The 22,434-nt window shown below is 54.6% G+C and carries 20 protein-coding genes; 10 read left to right on the plus strand and 10 right to left on the minus strand.

The genetic code is table 11. The annotated features are described in order from the left end of the window. The first annotated feature begins 187 nt into the window (after positions 1-187). From B5D61_RS06920 to B5D61_RS06940, 5 genes are all read left to right on the plus strand, one after another. A complete protein-coding gene (locus B5D61_RS06920; RefSeq protein WP_176159267.1) occupies positions 188-3,388 on the plus strand; it encodes an ABC transporter permease in 3,201 nt (1,066 codons plus the stop codon). A 137-nt stretch (positions 3,389-3,525) separates the two neighbouring features. After that, the gene (locus tag B5D61_RS06925) at positions 3,526-3,978 is read left to right on the plus strand and encodes an FxLYD domain-containing protein (protein WP_078812608.1); all 453 of its coding nucleotides are present in this window, start codon (positions 3,526-3,528) and stop codon (positions 3,976-3,978) included. A gap of 366 nt (positions 3,979-4,344) precedes the next feature. Then, entirely contained in the window at positions 4,345-5,697 is a 1,353-nt protein-coding gene (locus B5D61_RS06930; RefSeq protein WP_078812609.1) for a hypothetical protein, read from the plus strand. Positions 5,698-5,803: 106 nt separating this feature from the next. Beyond that, positions 5,804-6,250: a hypothetical protein gene (locus B5D61_RS06935; RefSeq protein ID WP_078812610.1), complete on the plus strand. Its 447-nt coding sequence runs from the start codon at positions 5,804-5,806 to the stop codon at positions 6,248-6,250. A 114-nt stretch (positions 6,251-6,364) separates the two neighbouring features. Then, positions 6,365-7,111 (plus strand): hypothetical protein, encoded by a 747-nt coding sequence (locus B5D61_RS06940; protein ID WP_078812611.1) that lies wholly within the window; start codon positions 6,365-6,367, stop codon positions 7,109-7,111. 75 nt (positions 7,112-7,186) lie between these two features. Here B5D61_RS06940 and B5D61_RS06945 read toward each other — a convergent pair whose 3' ends face one another. After that, the gene (locus B5D61_RS06945; protein ID WP_078812612.1) at positions 7,187-7,708 is read right to left on the minus strand and encodes a hypothetical protein; all 522 of its coding nucleotides are present in this window, start codon (positions 7,706-7,708) and stop codon (positions 7,187-7,189) included. Positions 7,709-7,785: 77 nt separating this feature from the next. Beyond that, entirely contained in the window at positions 7,786-8,253 is a 468-nt protein-coding gene (locus B5D61_RS06950) for a plastocyanin/azurin family copper-binding protein (protein ID WP_078812613.1), read from the minus strand. Between the two features lie 141 nt (positions 8,254-8,394). Between B5D61_RS06950 and B5D61_RS06955 the strand changes: the two genes are divergently transcribed. Together B5D61_RS06955 and B5D61_RS06960 are read left to right on the plus strand one after the other, a co-directional pair. Then, positions 8,395-9,765, plus strand: a complete 1,371-nt coding sequence (locus B5D61_RS06955; RefSeq protein ID WP_078812614.1) for a DUF1552 domain-containing protein — start codon at positions 8,395-8,397, stop codon at positions 9,763-9,765. Positions 9,766-9,917: 152 nt separating this feature from the next. Further along, on the plus strand, positions 9,918-11,417 hold the full coding sequence (locus tag B5D61_RS06960; RefSeq protein ID WP_139373113.1) for a hypothetical protein: 1,500 nt from the start codon (positions 9,918-9,920) through the stop codon (positions 11,415-11,417). Between the two features lie 14 nt (positions 11,418-11,431). Here the strand turns inward: B5D61_RS06960 and B5D61_RS06965 are convergent, their stop codons facing one another. Beyond that, entirely contained in the window at positions 11,432-12,313 is an 882-nt protein-coding gene (locus B5D61_RS06965; protein ID WP_078812616.1) for a sugar phosphate isomerase/epimerase family protein, read from the minus strand. A 123-nt stretch (positions 12,314-12,436) separates the two neighbouring features. Between B5D61_RS06965 and B5D61_RS06970 the strand changes: the two genes are divergently transcribed. After that, positions 12,437-13,165, plus strand: coding sequence for a hypothetical protein (locus B5D61_RS06970; RefSeq protein WP_078812617.1), 729 nt, complete (start codon positions 12,437-12,439; stop codon positions 13,163-13,165). A 128-nt stretch (positions 13,166-13,293) separates the two neighbouring features. Here the strand turns inward: B5D61_RS06970 and B5D61_RS06975 are convergent, their stop codons facing one another. From B5D61_RS06975 to B5D61_RS07005, 7 genes are all read right to left on the minus strand, one after another. Continuing rightward, positions 13,294-14,403 (minus strand): SPFH and helix-turn-helix domain-containing protein, encoded by a 1,110-nt coding sequence (locus B5D61_RS06975; RefSeq protein WP_078812618.1) that lies wholly within the window; start codon positions 14,401-14,403, stop codon positions 13,294-13,296. Positions 14,404-14,455: 52 nt separating this feature from the next. Continuing rightward, positions 14,456-14,974, minus strand: coding sequence for a hypothetical protein (locus B5D61_RS06980; protein ID WP_139373114.1), 519 nt, complete (start codon positions 14,972-14,974; stop codon positions 14,456-14,458). Between the two features lie 94 nt (positions 14,975-15,068). Further along, the gene (locus B5D61_RS06985; protein ID WP_078812620.1) at positions 15,069-15,872 is read right to left on the minus strand and encodes an alpha/beta fold hydrolase; all 804 of its coding nucleotides are present in this window, start codon (positions 15,870-15,872) and stop codon (positions 15,069-15,071) included. A gap of 504 nt (positions 15,873-16,376) precedes the next feature. Next, on the minus strand, positions 16,377-17,657 hold the full coding sequence (locus B5D61_RS06990) for a site-specific DNA-methyltransferase (protein ID WP_078812621.1): 1,281 nt from the start codon (positions 17,655-17,657) through the stop codon (positions 16,377-16,379). Next, positions 17,654-18,733 carry a hypothetical protein gene (locus B5D61_RS06995; RefSeq protein ID WP_078812622.1) on the minus strand — a complete coding sequence of 360 codons (1,080 nt, stop codon included), beginning with the start codon at positions 18,731-18,733 and terminating at the stop codon, positions 17,654-17,656. The genes B5D61_RS06990 and B5D61_RS06995 overlap by 4 nt, the downstream gene beginning before the upstream one ends. Beyond that, on the minus strand, positions 18,730-19,380 hold the full coding sequence (locus B5D61_RS07000; protein WP_078812623.1) for a hypothetical protein: 651 nt from the start codon (positions 19,378-19,380) through the stop codon (positions 18,730-18,732). The genes B5D61_RS06995 and B5D61_RS07000 overlap by 4 nt, the downstream gene beginning before the upstream one ends. Before the next feature lie 8 nt (positions 19,381-19,388). Beyond that, a complete protein-coding gene (locus B5D61_RS07005) occupies positions 19,389-21,311 on the minus strand; it encodes an ATP-binding protein (RefSeq protein ID WP_078812624.1) in 1,923 nt (640 codons plus the stop codon). A 216-nt stretch (positions 21,312-21,527) separates the two neighbouring features. On the opposite strand from B5D61_RS07005, the gene B5D61_RS07010 reads away from it, so the two are divergent. Further along, entirely contained in the window at positions 21,528-21,980 is a 453-nt protein-coding gene (locus tag B5D61_RS07010) for a hypothetical protein (protein WP_139373115.1), read from the plus strand. Further along, complete coding sequence (locus tag B5D61_RS07015) at positions 21,981-22,253, plus strand: hypothetical protein (RefSeq protein ID WP_078812626.1); 273 nt, start codon at positions 21,981-21,983, stop codon at positions 22,251-22,253. It begins immediately after the preceding gene. Positions 22,254-22,434: the final 181 nt, after the last annotated feature.

Raw genomic sequence — 22,434 nt, forward strand, 5'->3', positions numbered from 1 at the left:
GTGGCGGCGGCTTCATCCCAGGGGGGAAACCAGCGATCAAGAAGGCGAAGCCTACGGACCCACTTCCGCCTTCAGCTTCGGCTGCGAGTACAGAAGATAAGCCTGTAGAAGGTTCATAAGTTTCGCCAACTCTCATTCTGCGCTCTGTTCTTGCGCAGGTTTCGTCATGCAGGCACGTATTAGCTGCATGTCACTTTTCTCCTTCGTCCTTTCCTCGGCGCGGCATTATTGGCGCGGGCATTTGGGCTTGCTGCTGGGGGCTTTTTTAGCCTCGGCCATCTTGAGCGGGTCCTTGCTGGTGGGGGACTCCGTGCGGGCGAGCCTACGGCGTGTGGCAGAGCTGAGATTGGGCCGGATCCACGCAGGTGTGTTGGGGGGAGATCGCTGGTTTACGGAATCGCTAGCCGAGCAGGCTCAGGCTGCACCAGCCATCATGGCGGTGGGCTCCACGGCTTCGTCCAATGGCAAGGTGCGTGTGAATGGCACGCAGGTGCTCGGGGTGGAGGAAGCTTTCTGGAAGCTGAGCACAAGTGGCAAGGTCATTGCTTTAGACAAAGGCCAAGTCGCCCTGAATGAACCTCTGGCAAGAAAGCTGGAGGCGAAGATCGGCGATACGATTCTGGTGCGTCTGGAGCGGCCCAGCGCCATCTCGCGCGACGCGCCTCTCTCCGGCAATACCAACGAGGATGTGTCCCTGCGCCGAACCGTTGGTGCCATTGTGAGTGCTGAGGATTTCGGGGCCTTCCAATTGGTCGCTTCACAAATCACTCCCGATTCGGTGTTTGTGCCTTTGGCCGATCTGCAAACGCAGGTGGAAATGGAGGGCAAGATCAACACGCTGCTTTCAGCCTCACCTCAATTCACCGCAGAATCTGCGGCTCTTGAGCAAGCCAAGACGTTGGGGGATTTCGCTCTCAAGCTTAAGACTGTGGATAGGCCGCGAAAGGAGTGGGAGGTGAGCACGGATCGGGTCTTTATGGACGATAGCATCGCCACCGATTTGCTGAAACGGGAAGGCAGCTATGGGGTGCTGACGTATCTGGTGAATGGGATCACTTCGGCCAAAGGAGGCACACCCTATTCGATGATTACCGCGACCGATGCGCTGGCGGTGAAGCCCGGGCAGATCGTGATTACCCAATGGCTGGCGGAAGACCATGGACTGGCTCTGGGGGATCGCGTGGAGATTCGTTACTTCATCGTCGGCATCGGGCGCGAGCTGAAGGAGCAAACGGCGAGCTTTCAGGTCAGTGGCATTCTCCCCATGGACGATCCGAATGTGACACGGGCTTGGACACCGGATTTCCCGGGGGTGTCCGACGTGGACAACTGTCGTGACTGGGATCCCGGCATCCCGATGGATACCAAGAAGATTCGCGACAAGGACGAAAAGTATTGGGATGACTATAAGGGCACGCCGAAGGGCTTTATCAGCTTAGCGGATGGTCAGAAACTGTGGGGTAATCGCTTTGGTGAACTGACATCGATTCGCTTTGCCAACAGCGGCCAGGACGAAGCGGCCTTGAAGACAGAACTCGCGGAGGGTTTGTCGCTGGCGGACATCGGACTCAGCCCGAGGGACTTCAAAGGCGAAGCCTCAGCGGCAGCGAAGGGCAGTGTGGACTTTGGCGGCTTGTTCATTGGCCTCAGCATGTTCCTCATTGGTGCAGCGCTGATCTTTGCCGCACTGCTGTTTCTGTTCACGCTGGAGCGGCGGGCGTCTCAGGTGGGCCTACTGCTCGCGGTAGGATGGACACCGAAGCTGGTGCGGCGTTCCTTGTTAGGCGAGGCAGGCGTCTTGGCCATGATCGGTGCTCTCCTCGGAGTCTTCGGCGGTGAGGTCTATACCAAGCTGGCTCTGCAAGGGTTGAGCGGTGCCTGGGCAGGAGCCTCGCAGGGATTACCCCTGATCTATGCCGGCAGTGTCGCCACGAAAGTTGGCGCTGGAATCGGCGCCGTCGTGGTGGTGCTGATCACGCTATGGTGGGCCAGTCGCAAGCTATTCAAAGCACAGGCTAGAGACCTTCTCGGGGCGTGGAGCGCGGAGGATACAGAGGTGCCTGTAAGAGTCGCTGGCTGGAAGAAAGTGCTGCCGGTCGTGTGGCTGCTGGGAGCGGTGAGTCTGATGCTGGCTGGCACCCAGGCCACCGCAGCAGAAGCTGTGGCAGGGATGTTTTTCGGCAGTGGTTTTCTGCTGCTGATGGCAGGCTTGTCCATCGCAAAGCGGTGGATGCAAAGATCGTTAGGTTTGGCCCAATCCTTGTGGCAGATCGGTCTGCGCAATATCTCTCGGCGTCCCTCCCGCAGTCTGGCGGTGATGGGCATGATGGCTGGCGGGATCTTCCTGGTGACGGCGGTGAATGCCTTCCGCATGAGCGCTGGAGATGTGGATCAACCGACTTCGGGCACGGGCGGCTTTGCCCTGATTGGGGAGTCGTCTCTACCCATTTATGAGGATCTCAATACCCAGGCGGGGCGAGATGCCTTCAGTCTAGATGAGGAGATCATGAAGGGCGTGGCCATTGTGCCCTTCCGGGTACGGATGGGTGACGATGCGAGTTGCCTGAACCTGAATCGTGCCCAGAAGCCGGTGTTGATCGGAGTGGATCCTGCCAAATTGGAGGGGCGCTTTAGCTTCGCTGGAAAAGGCGGCTGGGAGAGTCTCAAGACACCGCTGGAGGCCATTGCCGATCAGGCGACCGCCATGTGGGGCCTCGGCCTGGGGGTGGGTGATGCGCTGGATTATGGAGATGCTTCCGGCAAAGACATCCAGGTGAAGCTGGCGGGCATGCTGGCGGCGTCGGTGTTGCAGGGGAAGATGATCATCAGCGAGCAGGCTTTCCTCACGACCTATCCCGATGCGGCGGGCTATCGTTTCTTCCTCATTGATGCACCCGCAGGTAAAGCTGAGGAAGTCAGTGCTCATTTGACCCGCCAACTCCAGCCTCGTGGTCTCGCTTTGGAATCGGCCAAGGCACGTCTGGAGACCTTCATGAGCGTGCAGAATACTTACATCGGCATCTTTACCGTGCTGGGTGGCCTGGGCGTATTACTTGGCACCGCAGGCCTGGGCATTTTGGTGGCTCGCCATGTGCTGGAGCGCCGGGGTGAATTGGGGCTGATGCAAGCGGTGGGCTTTCAGGCAGGATCGCTGCGTCACTTGGTGTTAGGTGAGCACGTTGTATTGCTGATCGCAGGCGTCATCCTCGGCGTCTTGAGCGCACTCCTCGCCGTCTGGCCCAGCCTTCAGCAAGGTGGCTCCTCTCTTCCCATCGGCTTCCTCGGCAGCCTCATCGTGGGCATCGTGCTATTTGGTGTCGTGATCTGCTGGATCGCTGTGTCCAGTGCCGTGCGCGGACGGTTGATTGATGCCATTCGGCGAGAGTAGTGAGGCTGTCGGATGCAAAATTCAGTCGAGCCTGTGTTGATACCCAAAGAACAGATTCGACAAGCCCCTCGAAAGGACGGCAAGCTTGTGGAGTTCTTCTCCAGGGAGAACTTAATAACCTGAACCTATTCCTCATCATGCCAGCCATTGCTAAAATGACCTGTTCGAACTGTGGCGCCGAGATCAGCACGATGAACATGTCTTGGGGGCGTAAGTACTGGCTTTTTACCATTCCCCTCATGCTCTTGGGATTTCTCCCTTTGATCAAGATGACCTTCTTTAAAGGGGATGTGGTCAAAGACCTCAAGATCACGGAAGTGACAAAACGACAGGCAGGAAGTGGACTGGAGGTTCTGGGACTGATTACCAACGAAGGGAAGCACAAGTGGTCCAGTGTGGTGGTGGAGGCGGAGTTCTTTGATGCCTCAGGAGCGTTTCTGGATGAGTGGACGGAGACGTTGCGTTCGGACATTGCCCCGGGTGCTCAAGAGCACTTTAAGGTGACTCTGCGGAATGCAGATCTGAAGGATCAAACCGGCGATGTTAAAATGGTGGTTAAGATTGCGGGCGGGTATTCAGCACCCTTTTAATCATGGGCTATCCGTGTAGATGAATTCACCTTTATGGGAATTTCCTCTTCGCTCTCTTCCGATTTTTATTCTGGCCTTATCGGGTGTGGAAAGAGTCGCTGGAAAACTCTCGTGTTGGCGTGTCTGAATCGGACCGTGAAGCCCTGAGGTTTTGGAAGCGATTTGGGATCATTGCGTCGGTCCTGGTGGTGCTTGGAATCATCGGAATCGGGCTCTACGTGGGGCTAAGGTTTTTTGTGAGAGGTTGACCACTCTTGGCGGCGATGGAACCCGTCCAAGTGGGCGCAATTCTTGCGCAAGCAAACGCAGGGTTGATGTGGGAATGGGTTTTGAGAGTGACGTATTGATGGTCTGTTCAGTCGGTTGATGTCATTCCTCCCCCTCATTTCTATTTCTTTTTGCCCCAAGGCTTGGTCCGTGATTCAGCGCATACCGTGCTGGAAGTGGATCCATCTTCTGTGGGTGCTGGCGCTCACCTGCCAACTGCACGCGGGACCGACCGATCCCGAAGGCACCGATACGGAAAAGGAGCCGCCCATCTGGAAGATCCATCAGGACCCCGTGGCACGACTGTGGCAAAGTGCCGAGGAAAAGGGGCAACCTCTGGAGGCCGTGTCAGACATGGCCTGGCTGACGAGGGTGCTCAAGGACCTGGATATCCCTGTGGACTCTCAGGTGCTGGTGTTTTCCAAGACCAGTCTTCAGAAAGCCCATATCAGTCCGGCAAGACCCCGCGCTTTGTATTTCAATGACGAGTGTTACATCGGCTGGGTGCAGGGTGGAGAGATGGAGGTGGTGGCGGCTGACCCTGAGGAGGGCTTGCAATACTATCTCATTCCACGCCCCTTCATGAAACCGGCCCGGCCTGAGCCGGTGGCTTCGGATCAATGTCTCAGCTGTCATGTGGGAGGAAATCTCCAGATGCAGTCGGTGCATACGCGGGAGAATGGATACCCCATCCCAGATGCCGACCACTTTGTGACGAGTTATGAGAGTCCCTTGGCAGAACGCTGGGGAGGCTGGTATGTGAGCGGGCACCATGGCCAGGACCTGCATATGGGCAATGTGCTGGCTTACAAGCGCGGGGGGCTCGTGCGACTGGATCGTCAACGTGGAGCGAATGTGGAATCGCTCGAAGACTGGGTGCACACCGAACCCTATGCCGCGAGCACGAGCGACATCGTCGCTCTGATGGTGCTGGAGCATCAATACGTGATGCATAACACGCTGCACGAAGCGGGACGCTCGGCGCGTCGTGTGCTGAATCCCCCGCCCGATGGCCCAATTTACGAGGCGGCGGCTCAACGACGCATCCTGCGCAAACGTGCCCGCGAGATCGTGGAGCGTTTGTTGTTCGTCGGGGAGTATGCTCTCCAGTCGCCCGTCTCAGGCAGCGAGGCTTTTCAAACCGCCTTCAAGCGTAATCAACGCCCAGATTCCCGGGGGCGTTCGCTGAAGGATTTCAATCTTCAAACCCGACTGTTTGAACATCGCTGCAGCTACATGATCTACTCAGGCAGTTTCCAAGGCTTACCTGAGCCGTTGAAACAAGCGGTGTATGCGGAACTCGATGAGGTTTTGAACGGTGACCCCGCCGATGACGAGGCCTTCGCTTTTTTGCCGCGAGACGAGCGGGATACGATCCGCCAGATCCTCATGGAGACGGACTCTGGGGCGAAGCGGTACTGGATGATGGAAAGTGATCAGAGCGGGGAGTGAGGTTCTGATCCTTGAAAGGATTGAAGAGAAGTAGGCGAATAGGGTATGAAAAAGAAGAATGTCTCTAAGGTCATTTGAAGTGCCTAGTGGATGAATCCCCTGCCTTATGAATCGTCGATCACTTGGATTTTTTGGATTACTTTGGGTCAGTCTTGCTTTGGTAGTGTTAGCGTTTCCTTGCAATGCCACTGACGTGGAGGAGGAAGGTTCTGTACCTGAGTTTTACAGCTTACCACAGTTTCTTGAAGCAGACCCGAGTCTGGAATTGCCGGGTGGTGAAAAGTCCATGGAAGATATTCTTCATGGCGAAGGCACGGTCACCGAGTTTTTACTGTCCAGGCAGGTTCGACTATGGAGGAAGGCTCCTGACGGGCCTGATGATCTCTATCAAGAGTTTGAGAAAACGAATTGGTCGAACGAATTGAGTCAGTCTTCAAGGTGGGTGAATCTGACTGATGAAGAGTGTCAACAGTCCATGAGTCTTGTGACGGAGTTTAATTATTATGGACCTGATCCTCTTTGTGGCCCCTTCAAGCCCAGTCTCGCGATGTGAATTCGTGGTTTCCTTGGGGAAGAGCTAGTTTTAATCGCTTGTTTTTCATGTCACGAAGTCCACCTGATCCGGAGGTTTAAGGATGGCAGCGCGCCAAAGAAAGTAGCTGTAGAAATGTCACCAGAGCTCGAACAATGCCTGTTTGATCTGGCTTTTAAGGCGTATCCCCAGGATGAGGGCCTAGCTAAGTTTAAGCTCATAAAACGGCGAAGAGGAACGCGTCCAGTCGCTGAGATGCTCGCAGATCCTTTTCAGACGTTTTCACTCCGCCGAGGAAGCGATGAATCCAAGGTGGAGACATCAAAAAATTTTGTTACCACGTTGGGCGTTGAGGTGAACGCATTAAGGCCGGACCCATTTGTTCATTTGAAGCGGGACGAGTGGCCTAACATTAAGCCTCATGTGGCCTTCAATCATTTGTTTCAAGAACCTTTGATGCTAGCGAGACTCGAAGGAGGCTATCTGGCTTCTTTTGAAGCGGGTGAGTTTGGTGGTGGTTTATTTTATGCTCAAGAAGAAGACGAGGGATGGACACGTTTAATTGTGGGCCATTTTCAAGACATTCAGATCTTTGATCAGGACCATGTGTTGGTAACCGGAGGGCTGGAACATATGTGGGTGAATGGTGGTGAAACCTACCTGCTGACTCGGACTCGCCAGGGCAAGTGGAAATCAAGGCATGTATTCAGTAGTCGCGATGGTATGCCACGACTGGTGGGGTTCTGTGATCTCAAAGCTTTGCTGGGGAAGGAATCTCTATTCCTGTACGTGCTAGCTGTGAACTCCCCAAGCGGATTTGAATGGTTCCTGGGTGTGGATAAGACGGGGACAGTGCATGTATTGGGGGAGCGTGAAAAATGAACTGGCCTAACAAAAAAGGCAGACCTAAGTCTGCCTTTTGAGGAAGTGAATAAATGGTTGGGTCGCGCCTTTCGCTTACTTGGCGAAGGGGCTGGTGGAGAGCTTTTTAAAGTCTTCCGTGATCTTGGCGACGGCGTCTTTGGGGCCAGTGAGCTTGATGAAAACGGGTGCATCAGGGCCTGGGATGATGGCGCCGAGCAGGGTGTAATCGGCCTTGGCCGTCTTGGGGCCAAACATGGCTCCATCCATGTAGGTGCCGGTGGCGGTGACGAGGGAGACTTTGGTGCCATTGGCATCCAGTTCTTCGGTCTTGGATTCGGGAGGACTCTCAAACTGGCCGAGCCAGCGGTTGATATTCGCCTGGGTGTCACCGCCTTGACCAGCACCGAAGTAGTAGAAGATGGCTTCAAGTGGCTTTTCAGCGCCTTCCACAGTGATCTGGAGTGTGGCGGCACGCATGGGGCTGCTGGTGGGCACGGAGGTCCAGCCGGAGGCGGGGAGGGTGAAGTTCAGGTTGCCAGCGGAGATCTTGGTGTCTTCGGCACGGAGGCCGGAGGTGAGGCAAAGCAAGGCGAGGGCAGTGAGCAGGCGTTTCATGGTGGGAAGCGTAGGTTGATCGGTATTGGACAAAAAGAAAGGGCGGACCGGTGAGTCCGCCCTTTCGATGAAAAAACTTATTTGGTGACGTGCATGACGCCCTTCATCAGCAGCCAGTGGCCGGGGAAGGTGCACATGTAAGGATAGTCGCCGCCTTCAGCAGGAGCGGTGAACTCGATGGTCTCGGTGCCGTTGGGCATGACCAGCTTGGTGTGAGCGATGATGTCATCCTTGGCAGTGTCAGGGATGTAGCTCTTCGCCATCGCCTGGGGGTCGGTCATCATGGCGTTGGCCTGGGCGCCCACCGCCTGGTCCTTACCCGGCTTGATGAGGAGGAAATTGTGAGGCTGAGGGGCGACGCTGCCGGTGTTATTCAGCGTCAATTTGACTTTTTGCCCAGCTTTGACGCTCAGGTCAGTCTTATCATAACCGAGTGGATTGGTCGCATGGGGCTTCAGTTCGATCTCTGCGACTTCGGCATCCTGAGCGGAAGCAAAGTTAAGCGCAAGGAGGGTAAGTGCGGTAAGGACGGCGGTTTTCTTCATGGATGGATGAGGGGAATACGCTAATCGGGCGTGGACGGGCAGGCTTTTCAACCTATTTTGTGATAGATGGCCTGAACTTTGCGATTTACGTCAAGGAAAGACTTGGACGACGTATAGCGTATCAATCTTGCCCTCCTTGACATGAATCCCTTTCACGAAACCGCTACCGCCTCCCACCAGATGAGCCGCCGCCATGTGTTGCGCGGACTGGGAACCATGATGTCGCTGCCGTTTTTGGAATCGTTTGGTGGCCGAGCCTTAGCGGCTACGGCGGCCAAGGCCCCCGCTAAAGCTCCGCTGCGTGCCGCTTGGCTTTACATTCCTAACGGGGTGAATGTGAAGGATTGGTTTCCGACCGGCGAAGGCAAAAACTATGAACTCAGCGCAACGCTGAAAGAGATCGAACGGCACCGCAATGACTTCATGGTGGTATCGGGTTTGGCTCAAGATAAGGCGCGTTCCCATGGCAATGGTGGCGGTGACCATGCGCGTGCCACTTCCACCTTCCTCACGGGCTGCATGCCGAAAAAGACGGCAGGTTCAGATATCCAACTGGGCGTGTCTGTGGACCAGATTGCGGCCCAGAAGATCGGTCATTTGACCCGCCTTCCTTCCTTGGAACTCAGCACCGACGGCCAGCGCAGCTCAGGGCGCTGTGACAGTGGTTACTCCTGTGCTTATCAGTTCAATCTGGCCTGGAAGAATGAAACCATGCCGATGGCGCCTGAAATGGACCCTCGGTTGGTCTTCGAGCGTCTGTTCGGTTACGGAGCTTCCGGCGCACGCGGTGCGGACGGAGCCCGCCGCCAGCGTCTGCAGAAAAGCATTCTCGATACGGTGTTGGCGGAGGCGAAGTCTCTGCAAAACAAGGTGAGCGGCAATGATCGCCGCAAGCTGGATGAATACTACAGCAGTGTTCGCGACATCGAATTGCGCATTGAGCGTGCTGAAAAATTCACCTCCACTCTGCCCAAAGATTACCCCGTGCCTGAGGGCATTCCTGAGTCCTATGAGGAGCACATCCACATGATGTTTGACCTCTTGGCGCTGGCTTTCCAGACGGATACCACTCGCCTCTGCACCTTCATGCTGGCGCATGATGGTAGCAATCGCAGCTTCCCACAGATCGGTGTGCCCGATGCTCACCACTACCTCTCTCACCATGAAAATGATGAGCAGAAGCTGGAGAAGATTGCCAAAATCGACCGCTTCTACATGCGTCAGTTCGGTTACTTCCTCGATAAGCTGAAGTCCATCAAGGAAGGCGAGGGCAACCTCTTGGACAACAGCATGATCGTCTTCGGCGGTGGTATCGGGGATGGCAATCGCCATAACCACGACAACCTGCCGATTCTTTTGGCGGGTCATGCCAGCGGCACTTGGACACCTGGCCGACGTGTCGTCCTTCCCGGCGAGACGCCGATGACCAACCTGTATCTCTCCATGCTAGACCGTCTCGGTGTCCGTGCGGAGCGTGTTGGTGACAGCACCGGTGTTCTCGACGTGAGCTGAGCCCAGGGCTGGAGAGGTGAGTGAATTCCAGCCGTCTCCAAATCCAACTACCTACAAGTAACCGCCAAAGTTTGTAGGAATTTAAGATATCCGTATATTTAACGAGAGAGGCCGTTGCATGATTGCATCTCCGGTTTTAATAATCCATGCTCATGGCGGCTCTCGACTCCGACTCTCCGACGGCATCGGCCCCTTTGCAGGAGCTTCTTTTTCCTCCTGAGGGGGCGGAGTCTCCGTCCCTACCGCTATTGCCTGTTGAGTTGGGAAATGCTGCCCGAGCCCTTGAAAAGGCCATGGCAGATCCGATGCAGGTCTCTGCGGCCTATTCAAATTTTTGCGCAGCCGCTTATGTGAAACCAGAGTGGGCTGGAGCGGCGAGTGATTACCTGACGACTCTTTTTGCTGAGCGTGAAGATGTCTTGGCTGAGATGACGCGGGTGCCGGACTTGATCATTGAATTGGCCTCAGGGCATTACACACTGACTTTTCTGGTGGCGTCGCATTGGGCCGAGAAAGCGGATTTGGCACGACTGACACGATTGGGCGAGGCTCTGGTCGCGACTCAATCGAAGATGAATTGCCCTGAGGTCGTGGAGCTGATGATGGCTCTAACCACGTCTTTGGCGATTAGCCGTTATTCGCGAGCCGAACAGTTGCTAGCCGCAGCAGAAGCGAGTGCAGGTGCAGATCAACAAGAAGCTCTCGCTGAAGCACGGTTATGGTTGGATGCGGGGCGGTCCGTGAGGGCCTGCAGCCAAGAAGTGCGCGATTTGTGGGACTATCGATTGCGGCGTTCTCGCACCGCATGGTCTTGGTCGAGCCCGCAGGAGAGTGATGCGTTAGCTCAGCTCGCGGAGTGTTTGGACCCTGCGACACTCTCTGCAGAGCTTTTCAAAGCGGTCGTGCCTAAGTGCTGGTGGGACCTATTCATCAAGCACCACCAGGACATGGCGGAAGCGGCTGCGGTGCAGTCCAATTTAAGATCCCCATCATCGCCTCCACCGCTCCTGGAGACAGCACACGAGCCCAAGCAGCCCATCATCCGTCGCCAAGTGGTGATCTGGCGTGCCATCCCCTTTTTCATCGGCGGTCTGGTTGGGGCCTGGGCTTTGGTGATGGGGATTTGGTTAGGCCCTTTCGATCTTGTGCGTCCTTCCACGGATGGAGACCGCATGGTGACACCACGATCCGCAGCCGATGGCAAGGCTTCGGAAGGCGTGATGGCTAAACCGGATCATCCCAATGCGGTATGGCGTCAGCAACAGGCGACATTGATCGCCGATGAAAACCCGGATTTCAGACGGTTGGCGGAGAAATTAGAATCGGGAGGATGGGCGCGGCACGAGACCCTCCTTCGCGGTCAAACGGCGGAACTGCCTCAAGAAGATCCGGCCTACCAGAAATTCCTCCTCTGGCTGCACCTGGACCCGCCTTCGGATCCAGAGATTCGGAGCCAGATCCCATTGTTACTCGCGGAACTGCGTCAGGATAGCACGATCATCGAGCTGTGGGAGAAGCTGATTTATTCAGGTTCCCCGAATGCCAAGGACATTCAGGAAGCCGCCTTGCGCACGCAGCATGATAAGAAAGAAGAGTGGTCGCCGACCCAACGCGCCGCTTTGACCAAGATCGCAGCGGCGGCTGTGCCTTAACGCACACGCATTGTTTAAGCTGCCGCCTTGCGTGCCGCCAGGATGAGATCAGTGAACAGCTTCTTTTGCTCCGCGAGAGCGGCCACACGGTCGGCAGGTTTCGTGCGCGCCTCCAGCAGGACCCAGCCATCGTAGTCCGCATTCACCAGCAGCTTGGCCAACTTGTCATAAGGATACTTGCCTTCATTGACCTCGCGGATGTGTGTGGTACGCCCCAGGTAAGGCTGCACTTTGGCAAAGTTGGCCTCGATGCCTTCACCCTCCAGATCTTGCTCGTTGGAGTTCCAGCAGACACGCACATTGTCGCGGGCCGCCACTTCCATGATCGTTTGGATGTGACCCAGATCACACACCCCACCATGCACTTCCAGACGGATTTCCTGGCCAAACCCCAGCGCGTAGTCACCCAGCTCGGCCAGGGATTTGCCAATTTGTTCCAGCGTCTTCTCCACAGGCACCTCCTTGGGCAGGGCATTGGGTTTTACCTTCACCCCGCTGCCGCCGATGTCGTGGCTGAGCTTGATGTATTCCTTGGCGGAATCCATGTGCTTCTTCAGCGTCGCCGCATCCGGGCTGTGAAACTCCGCATTGGTGCCCATGCCGAGCGCGATGACCTGAGCTTCCTCGAACTTCTGCCGAACGGCCTGGCGTTCGGGCAGGCTGAGCGTTGGCTCCACCGCATGGGCATGTTGCACCCGCAGCTCCACGCCGAGCACGCCTGACTCCTGGCAGTTCTGAATCAGCGTCGGCAAATCCCAATCCGCACCCCACATGTAAGTCACCAGGCCGAACTGAATGTTTTCTCCTTTGTAACTGAGCGGTGAATCCTGCGCTGCGAGCAAACCGGCAGCGCTCGAGCCTAACAACGTGGAGAGAAAGTGACGGCGAGTATTCATGGTGAGGTCAATAGGGGGAGGAGACTCAATCAGACACAACGATGCTAGCTGAGAGAAGTCTTCAAGAACATCTAAATCAAAATCAGGGTGATGAGAGTGGCTCCCCTGAAATAGATTCAAAGCATGATCTGTCTTCGCTTTTGGGGCTGGAGTTTGATGTTGTTGCTTGGAAGCTCCTGTCTGGGGCCTCGTGTGCGGACGGAGATCGTCGAAGCACACCCTGCTTTTCTGCGAGGCGGATTCAACGGCAAGAAGGTCTTTTTCGCTCCGATGTTACCTCAGCGAAAGCTGTCCAACATCCCGAATGAGGTGCAGTTTCATCTCATGCAGAGCGAGCTGGAAACTCGGTTTCAGGAGAAGCATCCGCACACGCAGGTGATCGTTGCGGACGAGCTGGAAAAAGCCGTTGAGGGGATCAGCCTGTCCAAGCTCATCGCAGACAGCGCCGTGATTCCCATGACCGCCATCCAGCTGCAGCATCTGCGGCAACGGGGCGTCGATTATCTCTGGGTGTCTCTGCTTCAGAGCAATGAGGAGGGCAATGATACCAGTGAATGGACGGAGGAAACGATCACGACTGCGGAGGATTTCGAGGGCAATGAGACGAAGACTTCCGTGACGACCTACACCAGCGGAGCCCATGCCTGCCGGAGAATGGTCGTGGCCTGTTATCTCTATGAGGTGGCGAGTGGCAAGAGGGGGTGGGCCGCCGTGAGCCGTGATCAACGCTGCCATTTAAACTGGGTCGAGTCGAATCGCGACTATTTGCCAGCCCCGGCCTTTCCCAGTGCTCCACGGGAAACCGAACTCATGGAAAACATCGTCAAAGATCTCATGAAGAAGCTCCCTTGATCGAAGATGCTTGATCAGAGGTCGAAGGGGCTCTCAAGGCCGTCCTCAAACAAAACTCCCCATCCGGCGATTCACCAGATGGGGAGGACGTGGATTAACGATGATGATGCGTCTGTGGCAGGCTCTTCTCAATGCGCCAGGAACTCGTCCAGCGCGGCTTGAGTGATGCGATACTGCGTGCCGATCTTTTTGCCTTTCAAGTCACCTGCCTCGATGCTGGCGATGACATCGCCCTCACTGACGCCGAGCACCTCTGCCACCTGAGTGGGGGTCAGGATGCCTGCGCTAGCCACGGTGGCCGCGGCAGCTTGCACCGGAGCGGCAGCACCGGGGATCGGTGGCGGAGTGGCTCCTGCCGCAGGTGTCGCTTGCGGTTGATTGGGATTGAAAACGCCTTGGGCAAACATCTGGTTAGCCATGCCAAAGCCCATCGCGATCTCTGCGGCGGCACCGGCAGGGCCGCCGCCTTGACCTTTGGCCATGCCCTCGGCCATCTGGAACTTCACATAGTCGTTCAGATTGCCAATGGCGCTCATGCTGGAGCGTTTGTCGATGGCCTGCTCCACCTCCGGTGGCACGCTGGCGTTTTCCAGGATGAAGCTGGTGATCTCCAGGCCATACTTCGCCATCATCGCCGGATTGATCAGCGGCAGCAGCGCCTCGCCCAGTTCGCTGTAGCGGGTGGCCAGATCCAGCACCGGCACCTTGGCATTGGCTAGGGCATCGGTGAAGATGCTGACGATGCGGCTGCGCATGGTATCGGCAAATTCATCCAGGCGGAAATGATGATCCGATCCCGCTACTTCCTTCAGGAAGATCTGCGGATTGATGATCTTGAAATCAAAGGTGCCAAAGGCCCGCACGCGCACGATGCCAAAGTCCTGATCCCGCATCATGATCGGGTTACTCGTGCCCCACTTGTTGCCCGTGAAGAGGCGCGTGGTCACGTAGTAGATGTCCGCCTTGAAGGGCGACTCGAAGCCATACTTCCAGCCCTTCAGCGTGGACAGGATCGGGATGTTATCCGTCGTCAGGGTGTGTTTGCCCGGACCAAAGGTATCGCCGAACTGACCCAGGTAAACGAACTGCACCACCTGCGACTCGCGCACGATGAGCTGAGCTCCGTTTTTGATTTCCTTATCTTCATCCGGAAAACGCCAGGAGAGCGTGTCGCGAGAGTCGTCTGTCCACTGGATGATTTCCAGGAACTGTCCTTTGAGGTAATCCATCAGGCCCATAGTCGTTGGTAGGTAAAAAGGTTGGTGATTCGGTTGAGAGGAATGGGAAGTGTCACTTCTTCGCTTCGACCAGCTTCGATACTTGAATGTCCACGTTTAAGATCGTTTTGCCATTCGACGGCTGGAGCACATCGCAGCGGGACACTTGGCCCGTGACGAGAAACTCCGCCCCCGAGCGAAATTTGGGCAGCTCACTGACGGCTTCTTGTTTGATGTAAAGCGTCACACGACCCTCGAGATACAGCCCAGCGGCTCGCAGGCGCTCGACTTCAGACTGAACGCGCCAGCCTTTGACATTGCCCTGATTGGGGAAGTCCCACTCCTCGGCCTTATCCAGCTTCACCCGCAGCGTGGCCGCTTTCGTCGCCTCGGCCGCCGAGAGCTTTTTGGAGACCTCCGCCAGAGCAGCTGCATCGCGTCCGCCGCGCAGTTTGCCCAGCTCCTTGTCCGGGATCTGGCTGAGGATGTCCTCCAGCGTGCGCCCTTCCTTCCCAGACTCGGCCGCCGACATCGAGGGGACACCGAGGCTGAGCAGAACCATCAAACCTGAAGCGCGAAGGAATCGTTTCATCGGAGTCATGGGGGAGAGTAAACGTCGAAAGGGCAGGTGCGAGCCAGAAGTGAATCGATTGAAAAAGAAAAACAGGACGTTTAAAACGTCGCGTTTAGTGCTTCAGCAGCCACTCCGTCGTGCGCGGGTTAAAGTCGCTCAGGCACTCCCAGTGGAAGGCATGGCCCGCATTGTCATACAGATGCAGGTCGGCTCCAGGGATCGCCGCCGCCACTTCCTCACCCATCCATTTCGGCGTGAAAACATCGTCCTTACCGCCGATCACCAGGGCAGGGCACTTCACCTTCTTCAGCTCGCTGATCGTGTTGTGCGTGATCGCCGCCGCCGCTTGAGCCTCCATCGCATGCACGGGCTGGGGGGCTGGATTCAGCGCCGCATCCTTCAGGCCCTGCTGCATGTTGTTCCAGCAGTCATCGTTATCAAACCACGGCTTCGTAAAGATCAGCATCTGCACATAGTGCATGAAATCCTCCGGGCGCATCGTCGCCTTGCACTTCATCATGTGCTGCCAGGTGTAGAGGCCAAAGCGATCCTGCCGCGCCCAGGTGCACATCAGGATCATGCTCTTCACCTTCTCCGGATGCCGCAGCGCCAGTTGCTGCGCGATCACCGATCCCAGGGAGCAGCCCACCACACGCGCCTGCTTGATGCCGAGTTGATCCATCAGTCCGGCGTAATCATCCGCCATCATCGCCGTGGTGTAGGGGCCCTCAGGCTTATCGGTCAGACCGACCCCGCGATTGTCACCCAGGATGCAGCGGAAATGCTTCGACCACTCCGCCGCATGCGCTTCCCACACCCCGCCAGGAGCCGTCACCCCCATGATGCAGACCAGCGGTTCCCCGCTGCCGCGTTCTTCATAATACATCTGGATACCGTTGGTGCTGACGTGAGGCATGGTGGTGAGAGATAAACAGGAATGGAGGTTGAGAAAAAGCGTCCGCATCCCGAGAAACCCCTCCGGACACCGACCCCTCAGGATTTAGCGGAAACGGCCCCCCACGCCAAGCAAAAGTCTCAGGGAAATCCAGGCCCCTCATGTCACACTCACCCATGCGCAGCCAACCCCGCCCTCAGGTTCATCACGCCTCATCCACGCAGACATTCGTCAAACTCATCCTTGGAAAACCCGCACCCATTCACACCCCACCATCATCCATGCATGGATTCCTTCGAGGCATGCATGGAAAAAGAGAAACCATCCCTGCCCCCCTTTTCCTCACTCACGATTGCGTTGAATCCATGCATCAACTCAATCGATCCACTCACCGATTTTTCATTTCTGGGGTCAGGAAATTTGTTCCTGAGTGGATGAAGTGAATGTTTGTTCGTTATATTGAATTGAAAATCAAAGTGTTAGATCTGTTTGGTCTGTTGTTAGTCGCGCTAAGCGACTGCGGAATTATTTTACCCGTTTTAAAACAATCAGAGACTCACGAAGGGGCAAACCAACGTTGCCAAAGCTACTTTGTTGCTGACCAGCTGCACGTAGTGAGCGGAGGACGTAAACCCCATCGAGATCGAAACCAAGTTTTACCCCGAGATCAGCAAGAATGAGGTCAACTGGAATTTGGACGCCGCCATATGCCGACGTGCTTACAACCAGCCAAGCTTCGGCTCCAATTTTCAGAACACGATGAGCTTCTTTCAATACACGATTCATATCGTGGAAGTAGGCTTCAACCATGGTAGGCAGCTTTGAACTCCACAAACTCTGCGACTCTTTTAGCTCGTCTAACGGCCCTTTGAGAAGGCTGCTGTTGACATTAGTAGCCCCCCCCCAATCAACTTGAACGTGAGATCGAAGTGTCCGAAGGCGAAGCTTTCGCAGTTCTTGATTGGTGCTGACATACCCGCCTAGAAACAACTCCGGCCGATACACGTCAGAATAATCAAAGGAATTCAAGTAAGGTGGTGATGTTATAAATAGATGAAAGGACTTTGGCGGCAGCTTTTGAAGTGCGTTTCGAGAGTCACCCGACCTAATGACAGCTTGTCCTTCTTTTTTCAGTGGTGCCATCTCAGCATCCTCTCGGAACTGAATGCAATTAGCCCTGAACTGTTGGGCAAAATCCCTGGCAGCAAAATCCCGCTCCTTCCAATCACGAAGGTAACGCAATGCCTTGCCATCTTTTCGTGCGTTACAGCAATCCATCGCGGCTCGCATTGCGGCTAATCGAAATGCAGATTTGAATCCACAGTTCATTTCTTCGAGTTTCTCCGATACCGACTGAAACCCTCGAATTACTTCGGTGTTGAATAACCACTTCTCGACGCCTTTTGTCTTGGTAAATGTGCTTTGCCCCTCAAGGGGAGATTTAGATCTAGCCTTTGCTGCAAGAATAGATAGCTCATCTAACTGTTTCCAAAACTTGGTCGCCCGGGGACGGGTGGTTGAACACTTAACCCGGGCCGTGAATGCACAGAATGGATTTACCTCCACTGCATGGGCAACATGCCCGCTGAGAATTGCCGTTAAGGGACTCGTCCCCGATCCACCAAATGGATCGAGTATGCGATAAGGTTCTTTACTGGTGATTGAGATTGATTGGATCGCTTTGCTAACAAGTTCAGCGGAGAATCCTTCCTTGAATGGATACCATCGATGTCTGGGCTGATTTAGATTGTGATCGAAGTTGTGAAGGCCTTGGTCATGATATCTATCATCGGTAAGTATATTCATTTTTTTGTCTTAGCGTTCTTACTGGCAGATCCCGAATGTAAATAGAGTATGTAACAAATGCCGTTCGCTGGCATTACTTCACCTTGATACTCTTCGAATTCAGCAATACCCTCTTCGCTTATTTGTTCTTTGAAACTCTCAAATGAATTCAAGTCGCGGCCATCATAAATAATCACACAAGTTGACTCGGGCTGAGGTGACCGCTCTGCATATCGTTTACTTTGCCGAATGCCCTGCCAAATCGTAGACCAACTATATTTTGTTGAACCATTAGTTCCCATCCATTTGACTTCAATCACGTAAGTTCGGCCAAAATCAGCGATAAGAATATCTGGACAGTCCCCACTTCCCTTTTCGGCGTCCTTCACAGAAACTGAGTGTGGTGGTAGCATGAGTTGAAGCCATGTAGCAAGCGAATGGTGAAAGATTGATTCCGTCGTTGATAACTTTGGAGGGTCAGCCCGCTTAAGGATTCGGTCATTCTCGTTCATCCAGTGGTTAAGCCTTTGCCCGTGCTTCACCTCGTTACGGTAATGGTCTTTAGCGGCTTCGTTATAATCGGCAGCGTCTCGTGAAAATGTACTTGCGATTCCCACTCGCAGCCAGTTTGCTGGCGACAATTCGCTAATGCGCTGACATTGAGCCCAAATGCTACACAGCTTATCATGCTCGTAGTAAAAGATTGCGCATCCAGCTGAGGCGTCTGTGATCGCATTGCGACTATCTTCGTCTGGCTTGGGAGTGAGATGGTTCACTGAAATGACCGTTAGGCCATTGGAGACCTCAATCAATGGGATCCCAGAATCAGCCTTCCGAAGCTTTCCAATTAGGCTAGGGGTCAAAGTCGCCCCACCTTGAGGGTTAACGCCACAGCGTAGCTTAAGAGCAAACTGGCGTCGGGCGAGGGAAGCGAGGTTGTCACGGCAAAAGTTACGAATCTCGTCCAGCAACTGATTTCCATCTCCTGGTAACCAAGCCGAACCGAGAGCAGCCGTGATCTTGCACGTCACCATATGAAACACCAGTGCGGCACGTTTGTGGGCAGCTTGCGAGACAATCGAATCAACAGAGTTCATGAAAGGTTAGGAAGCTGGTGTTCTGCCGATGCTTCATCAAAGACTAAGAACAATGTTTGAACAAAGACCTCTCGGCTCGGGGGAGTAGCCGCCGTCCAACTCCAGCTTTCTGCAAACATCTTTGCGAGTTCACTGGTTTGATTTCTCGAAGGGTTATCGAGTGGAACACGCTTTCGACTCCCACTATCTCGGACTGCTTGATACGTTGGTTCAGCGTAAACAAGTCTCTTGATGGTGTTCCAGCCTCTGTGAGGACGACTGACCTCATGTGCGATCTCGTGAGCAAGGCTAAGTTGCTCAGAAATCTCAGGGTGAGAAGCTATCTGGATTACCAGGCGGGCACCTGCCTCACTCAAGCTATAATTGGACTGGATTTCCTTCGCCCTGCGAATGTTAATTCTTTCGACTATCACAAGACCACGAAAAGCGAGTGCATCGACCGCGTTTTGAATTTGACGATCCCATGGGCCCCGCTTCTCAGGCTCAAAGGATGTCGGCTTGGAGACTTCTCGCCAAATCGAGGAGAATACATCCATTAAATAGATTAGCTTCTGTAGTTGAATTCGTTGAAGCGATACTTGAGCACTCTTGGCAGCTGCCAGTGCGAGGAGAACATCTTTGAATCTGTGGGTTCGGCTGGCGTTCATGGCCCGAATTAGCTGATCAGTTTGTTGAACTGGGTGTCGAGATCGGGGCGTTTGCGTTTCTGGACGCCAGATAGCTCAGCATGTGAAAGCATGTTAAAGGCACGGAGTTTACGCTCACCTAAAGGTTTTATCTTCTTTAGCAATGGCTCAGCGACGCCGCCAGCTTGTAAATTGGCAGTGAGAAGCGCATAGCAGCCCGCAGCTCTAAATTGATTGAACATTTCAGCAACGTTATCTGCATACGCCAAATCAAGAGCATTTTCAGGCGTTTCGCAGATAAAGGTTGATCCATACCCTGAATGTTTCTCGACCAGATCAATCAGGGCCATCCGAAATGCGATATCAAGGAAGAACGCTTGTGACTCCGAACATTGCGTTGACTGAGTGCGTCGAATTCCTTTGAAAGACGGAACCAGAAGAGGGAATGCAAATGGTGAGTTCTTGTCCACAGCTTTGCTCGGCACACTTTCAAATGTGCATTTTATTCCTAGAAATTTAGTGGCGTAAATTGCAACACGGTCTTGAATCTCACTGAACCTTGCAAACTTGCTTGCAGCGATTCGAGAGTAGGCGAAGTCCAGTTCAGACTTTAGCAGTTGGGTTGCGGTTTGTTTGCGTTCGTAGTCCGCAGTATACGCTGCCAATAGTTTGCGTATCTGAGAAATGCTTTCGGTTCCAGTATCTAGCTCTGTGTCCGTTGCTCGAATTCGAGGGAGCTTTACTGATAAATCATCCAGCTTGGCTCCCTGCAAATTGCGCTGCCGTTGAAGCGCTCGGATTTGATGTTGGTAATGGTCGAGTGTTTCCTGGAGCGCAGCCCGCTTTCGATATTTTGGAGCCAGCTGTTTGCGCAAGTCAGTGATTTGCCTATCCGGTTGTTCGGTGGTATGATGTTGACCACAAATCGGGCAAAGTCCTTTGTCGAGATTTGAGGCTGCACGAGATGTCAGCTCAGTGGATTTTTTTGTGCAGAATGGGCATTGCTTATGTATAAGCATCTTCTGAAGTGCGAGCGCTGAATCCGCACGTTCCTGATCCAGCATGCACGAAAGTGTGAATGCCTCTTCATGCTCATCAAGATTTTGCTCCTCAGCCTCAATTACGGCGCTAATTTCCTGAAGTTGAACCACAGCTCGGTTCATCTTGGAAGTAAGCTCAACAATTGCTTCGGTAGTATGCGTTAGCTGCGCCTTTGCCTTTTCGAATTGCTTTTTCGTTTCTTCAGCTTGTTCTTTTGGGGGCTTTGCTGGCTGCTTTTTTTGCGCTGATAAAGCTTTGGCCAACCTCTCTTCGAGGTGGGTTACAGATACATGAGTATGCCGCATCTCTGTATCCGCTTTTCTCCATCTCTGAATGTGACCACGTATAATTTCGTCATCGGCGGATTCTCCGCACACGAGTAAAGAAACGCCAAGCTGACCTTCCACATCCCAAACAAGGCTATGCCGATCTTCAGGTAGGTAACATAACCTGTGCATCAGGAACTTGAAATCTCGGAACGAATTGCAGTTACTGGCTTTGACAACTGTAGCCTCGTATAGCGCCTCAGCGTTGGTTGAATTGACGGGTTCCGCATCATTGATGCGGACTCCGCGAACTTTTGGATTGTCGAGGCCACGTCGAACTTCAATTTTTGTCTGCCCGAGCATCATTATCACTCTCACCTCAGCGTCCTTGGGTTTTGTCAGACGTTTAGAAAAGTATTTCTGGTTCCAAAGTTGACCGGCATCACTAAACGCGTCTTTGTCAGCACCACCCGCTACTGCGAACATAATTGATTGCAGCATCGTTGTTTTGCCAAGACCGTTGCCACCGATAATCAAAAAGGGGCCTGGATTAGGAGGAATGCTCAATTCAACAGGCTTTGCGAATAGAGGCTCGAATCCTGTAAATCTCGCACTCACGAGTTGAGGTAATATGATGGCGGACATATTAGTTGTTGCTTATTCAATCCGACTGCAAGCCTCTAGCGGGATAAGTTTTCTGTTTATGCAGGTAGTCAGGAGATGCGATGCGGCCTGTAACTTCTGCTCGACGGGAATTTTTAGGAGAATCGAAATGAATCTCAAGAAAGAACATCAACAACATTAAGTTGTGTTGATTTAATATTTGGGTTTGTTATATTTTTCATAACAGATCAGCGTCTTATGAAAAAGCTCTGCGATCCTCTCTCCTCCGATGAAGCTCCTGCTCGGACCCCAAACCGTCGAGTCGCCCGAGGTGCGGCGGCAGGGAAGCCGGGACGGGGAACGCGGGGGAGCCCTGGGGTGATGGAGCCTGCACCAGAAGGGGAGGCGTTTACCCTAGCCGTCGCGGTGCCGGTGCAGATGAAGACGGGGGCGAAGGTGAAGCTGCAACTGGGCCAGAAGAACAACGCGGAGGTGGTGGAGTTTGCACGGGCGCATGAGCAGGCCATCGCGACGAATGGGCATTTCCCCCTGCCGGTGCCGCTGCCGGAGGTGTTTCATGACAAGCGGGTGGAGCTGGAGCAGGCGATGCAGGCCTATGCGCACATGCGGCTGGCGCTCCAGGCGATGGGGGAGCGGCGGGATCGGATCCGGGAAGAATTTGATGCGCTCTTCAACCAACGTGGGGCCTAGGTGCAGTGCCAGAGCGGGGGCGATGCGGAGCTGATTCAGGAGGTGGCGCTGCCAGTGCAGAATGCGCCGAAGAAGCTGGGCTCGCTCGCGGTGCCGGTGGGCCTGCGGGTGGTGCTGGGGCGGGTGCCGGGACAGATGCAGGTGCGTTGGGAAGGGGTGACCAAAGCGCGAGGGTATCTCCTGGAATCCTGCGTGGCGGAAGCCGACGGACGCCGGGAGTGGACGCTGGTGAAGATCGGCGGACGCAAAGCGGTGCTGACAAGTGGCGAGTAGCATCGCTTCGCTCAGCATACTCGCGCTCCGGTCGGGCGACTGCGTGAGTCGTGGGGATGGAAAGGAGAGTTGAAGACCTTTTTTTGCTATACCCACGGCACGTTGGGACAACGCGCCCTACCCAAGAGGGTGGTGCTCTTGGGCCCAAGGTGTGACGGCAGCCTGCCGTCATGATGAGGCC

It is taken from the genome of Prosthecobacter debontii, assembly GCF_900167535.1.
In the GTDB taxonomy this organism is placed as follows: domain Bacteria; phylum Verrucomicrobiota; class Verrucomicrobiia; order Verrucomicrobiales; family Verrucomicrobiaceae; genus Prosthecobacter; species Prosthecobacter debontii.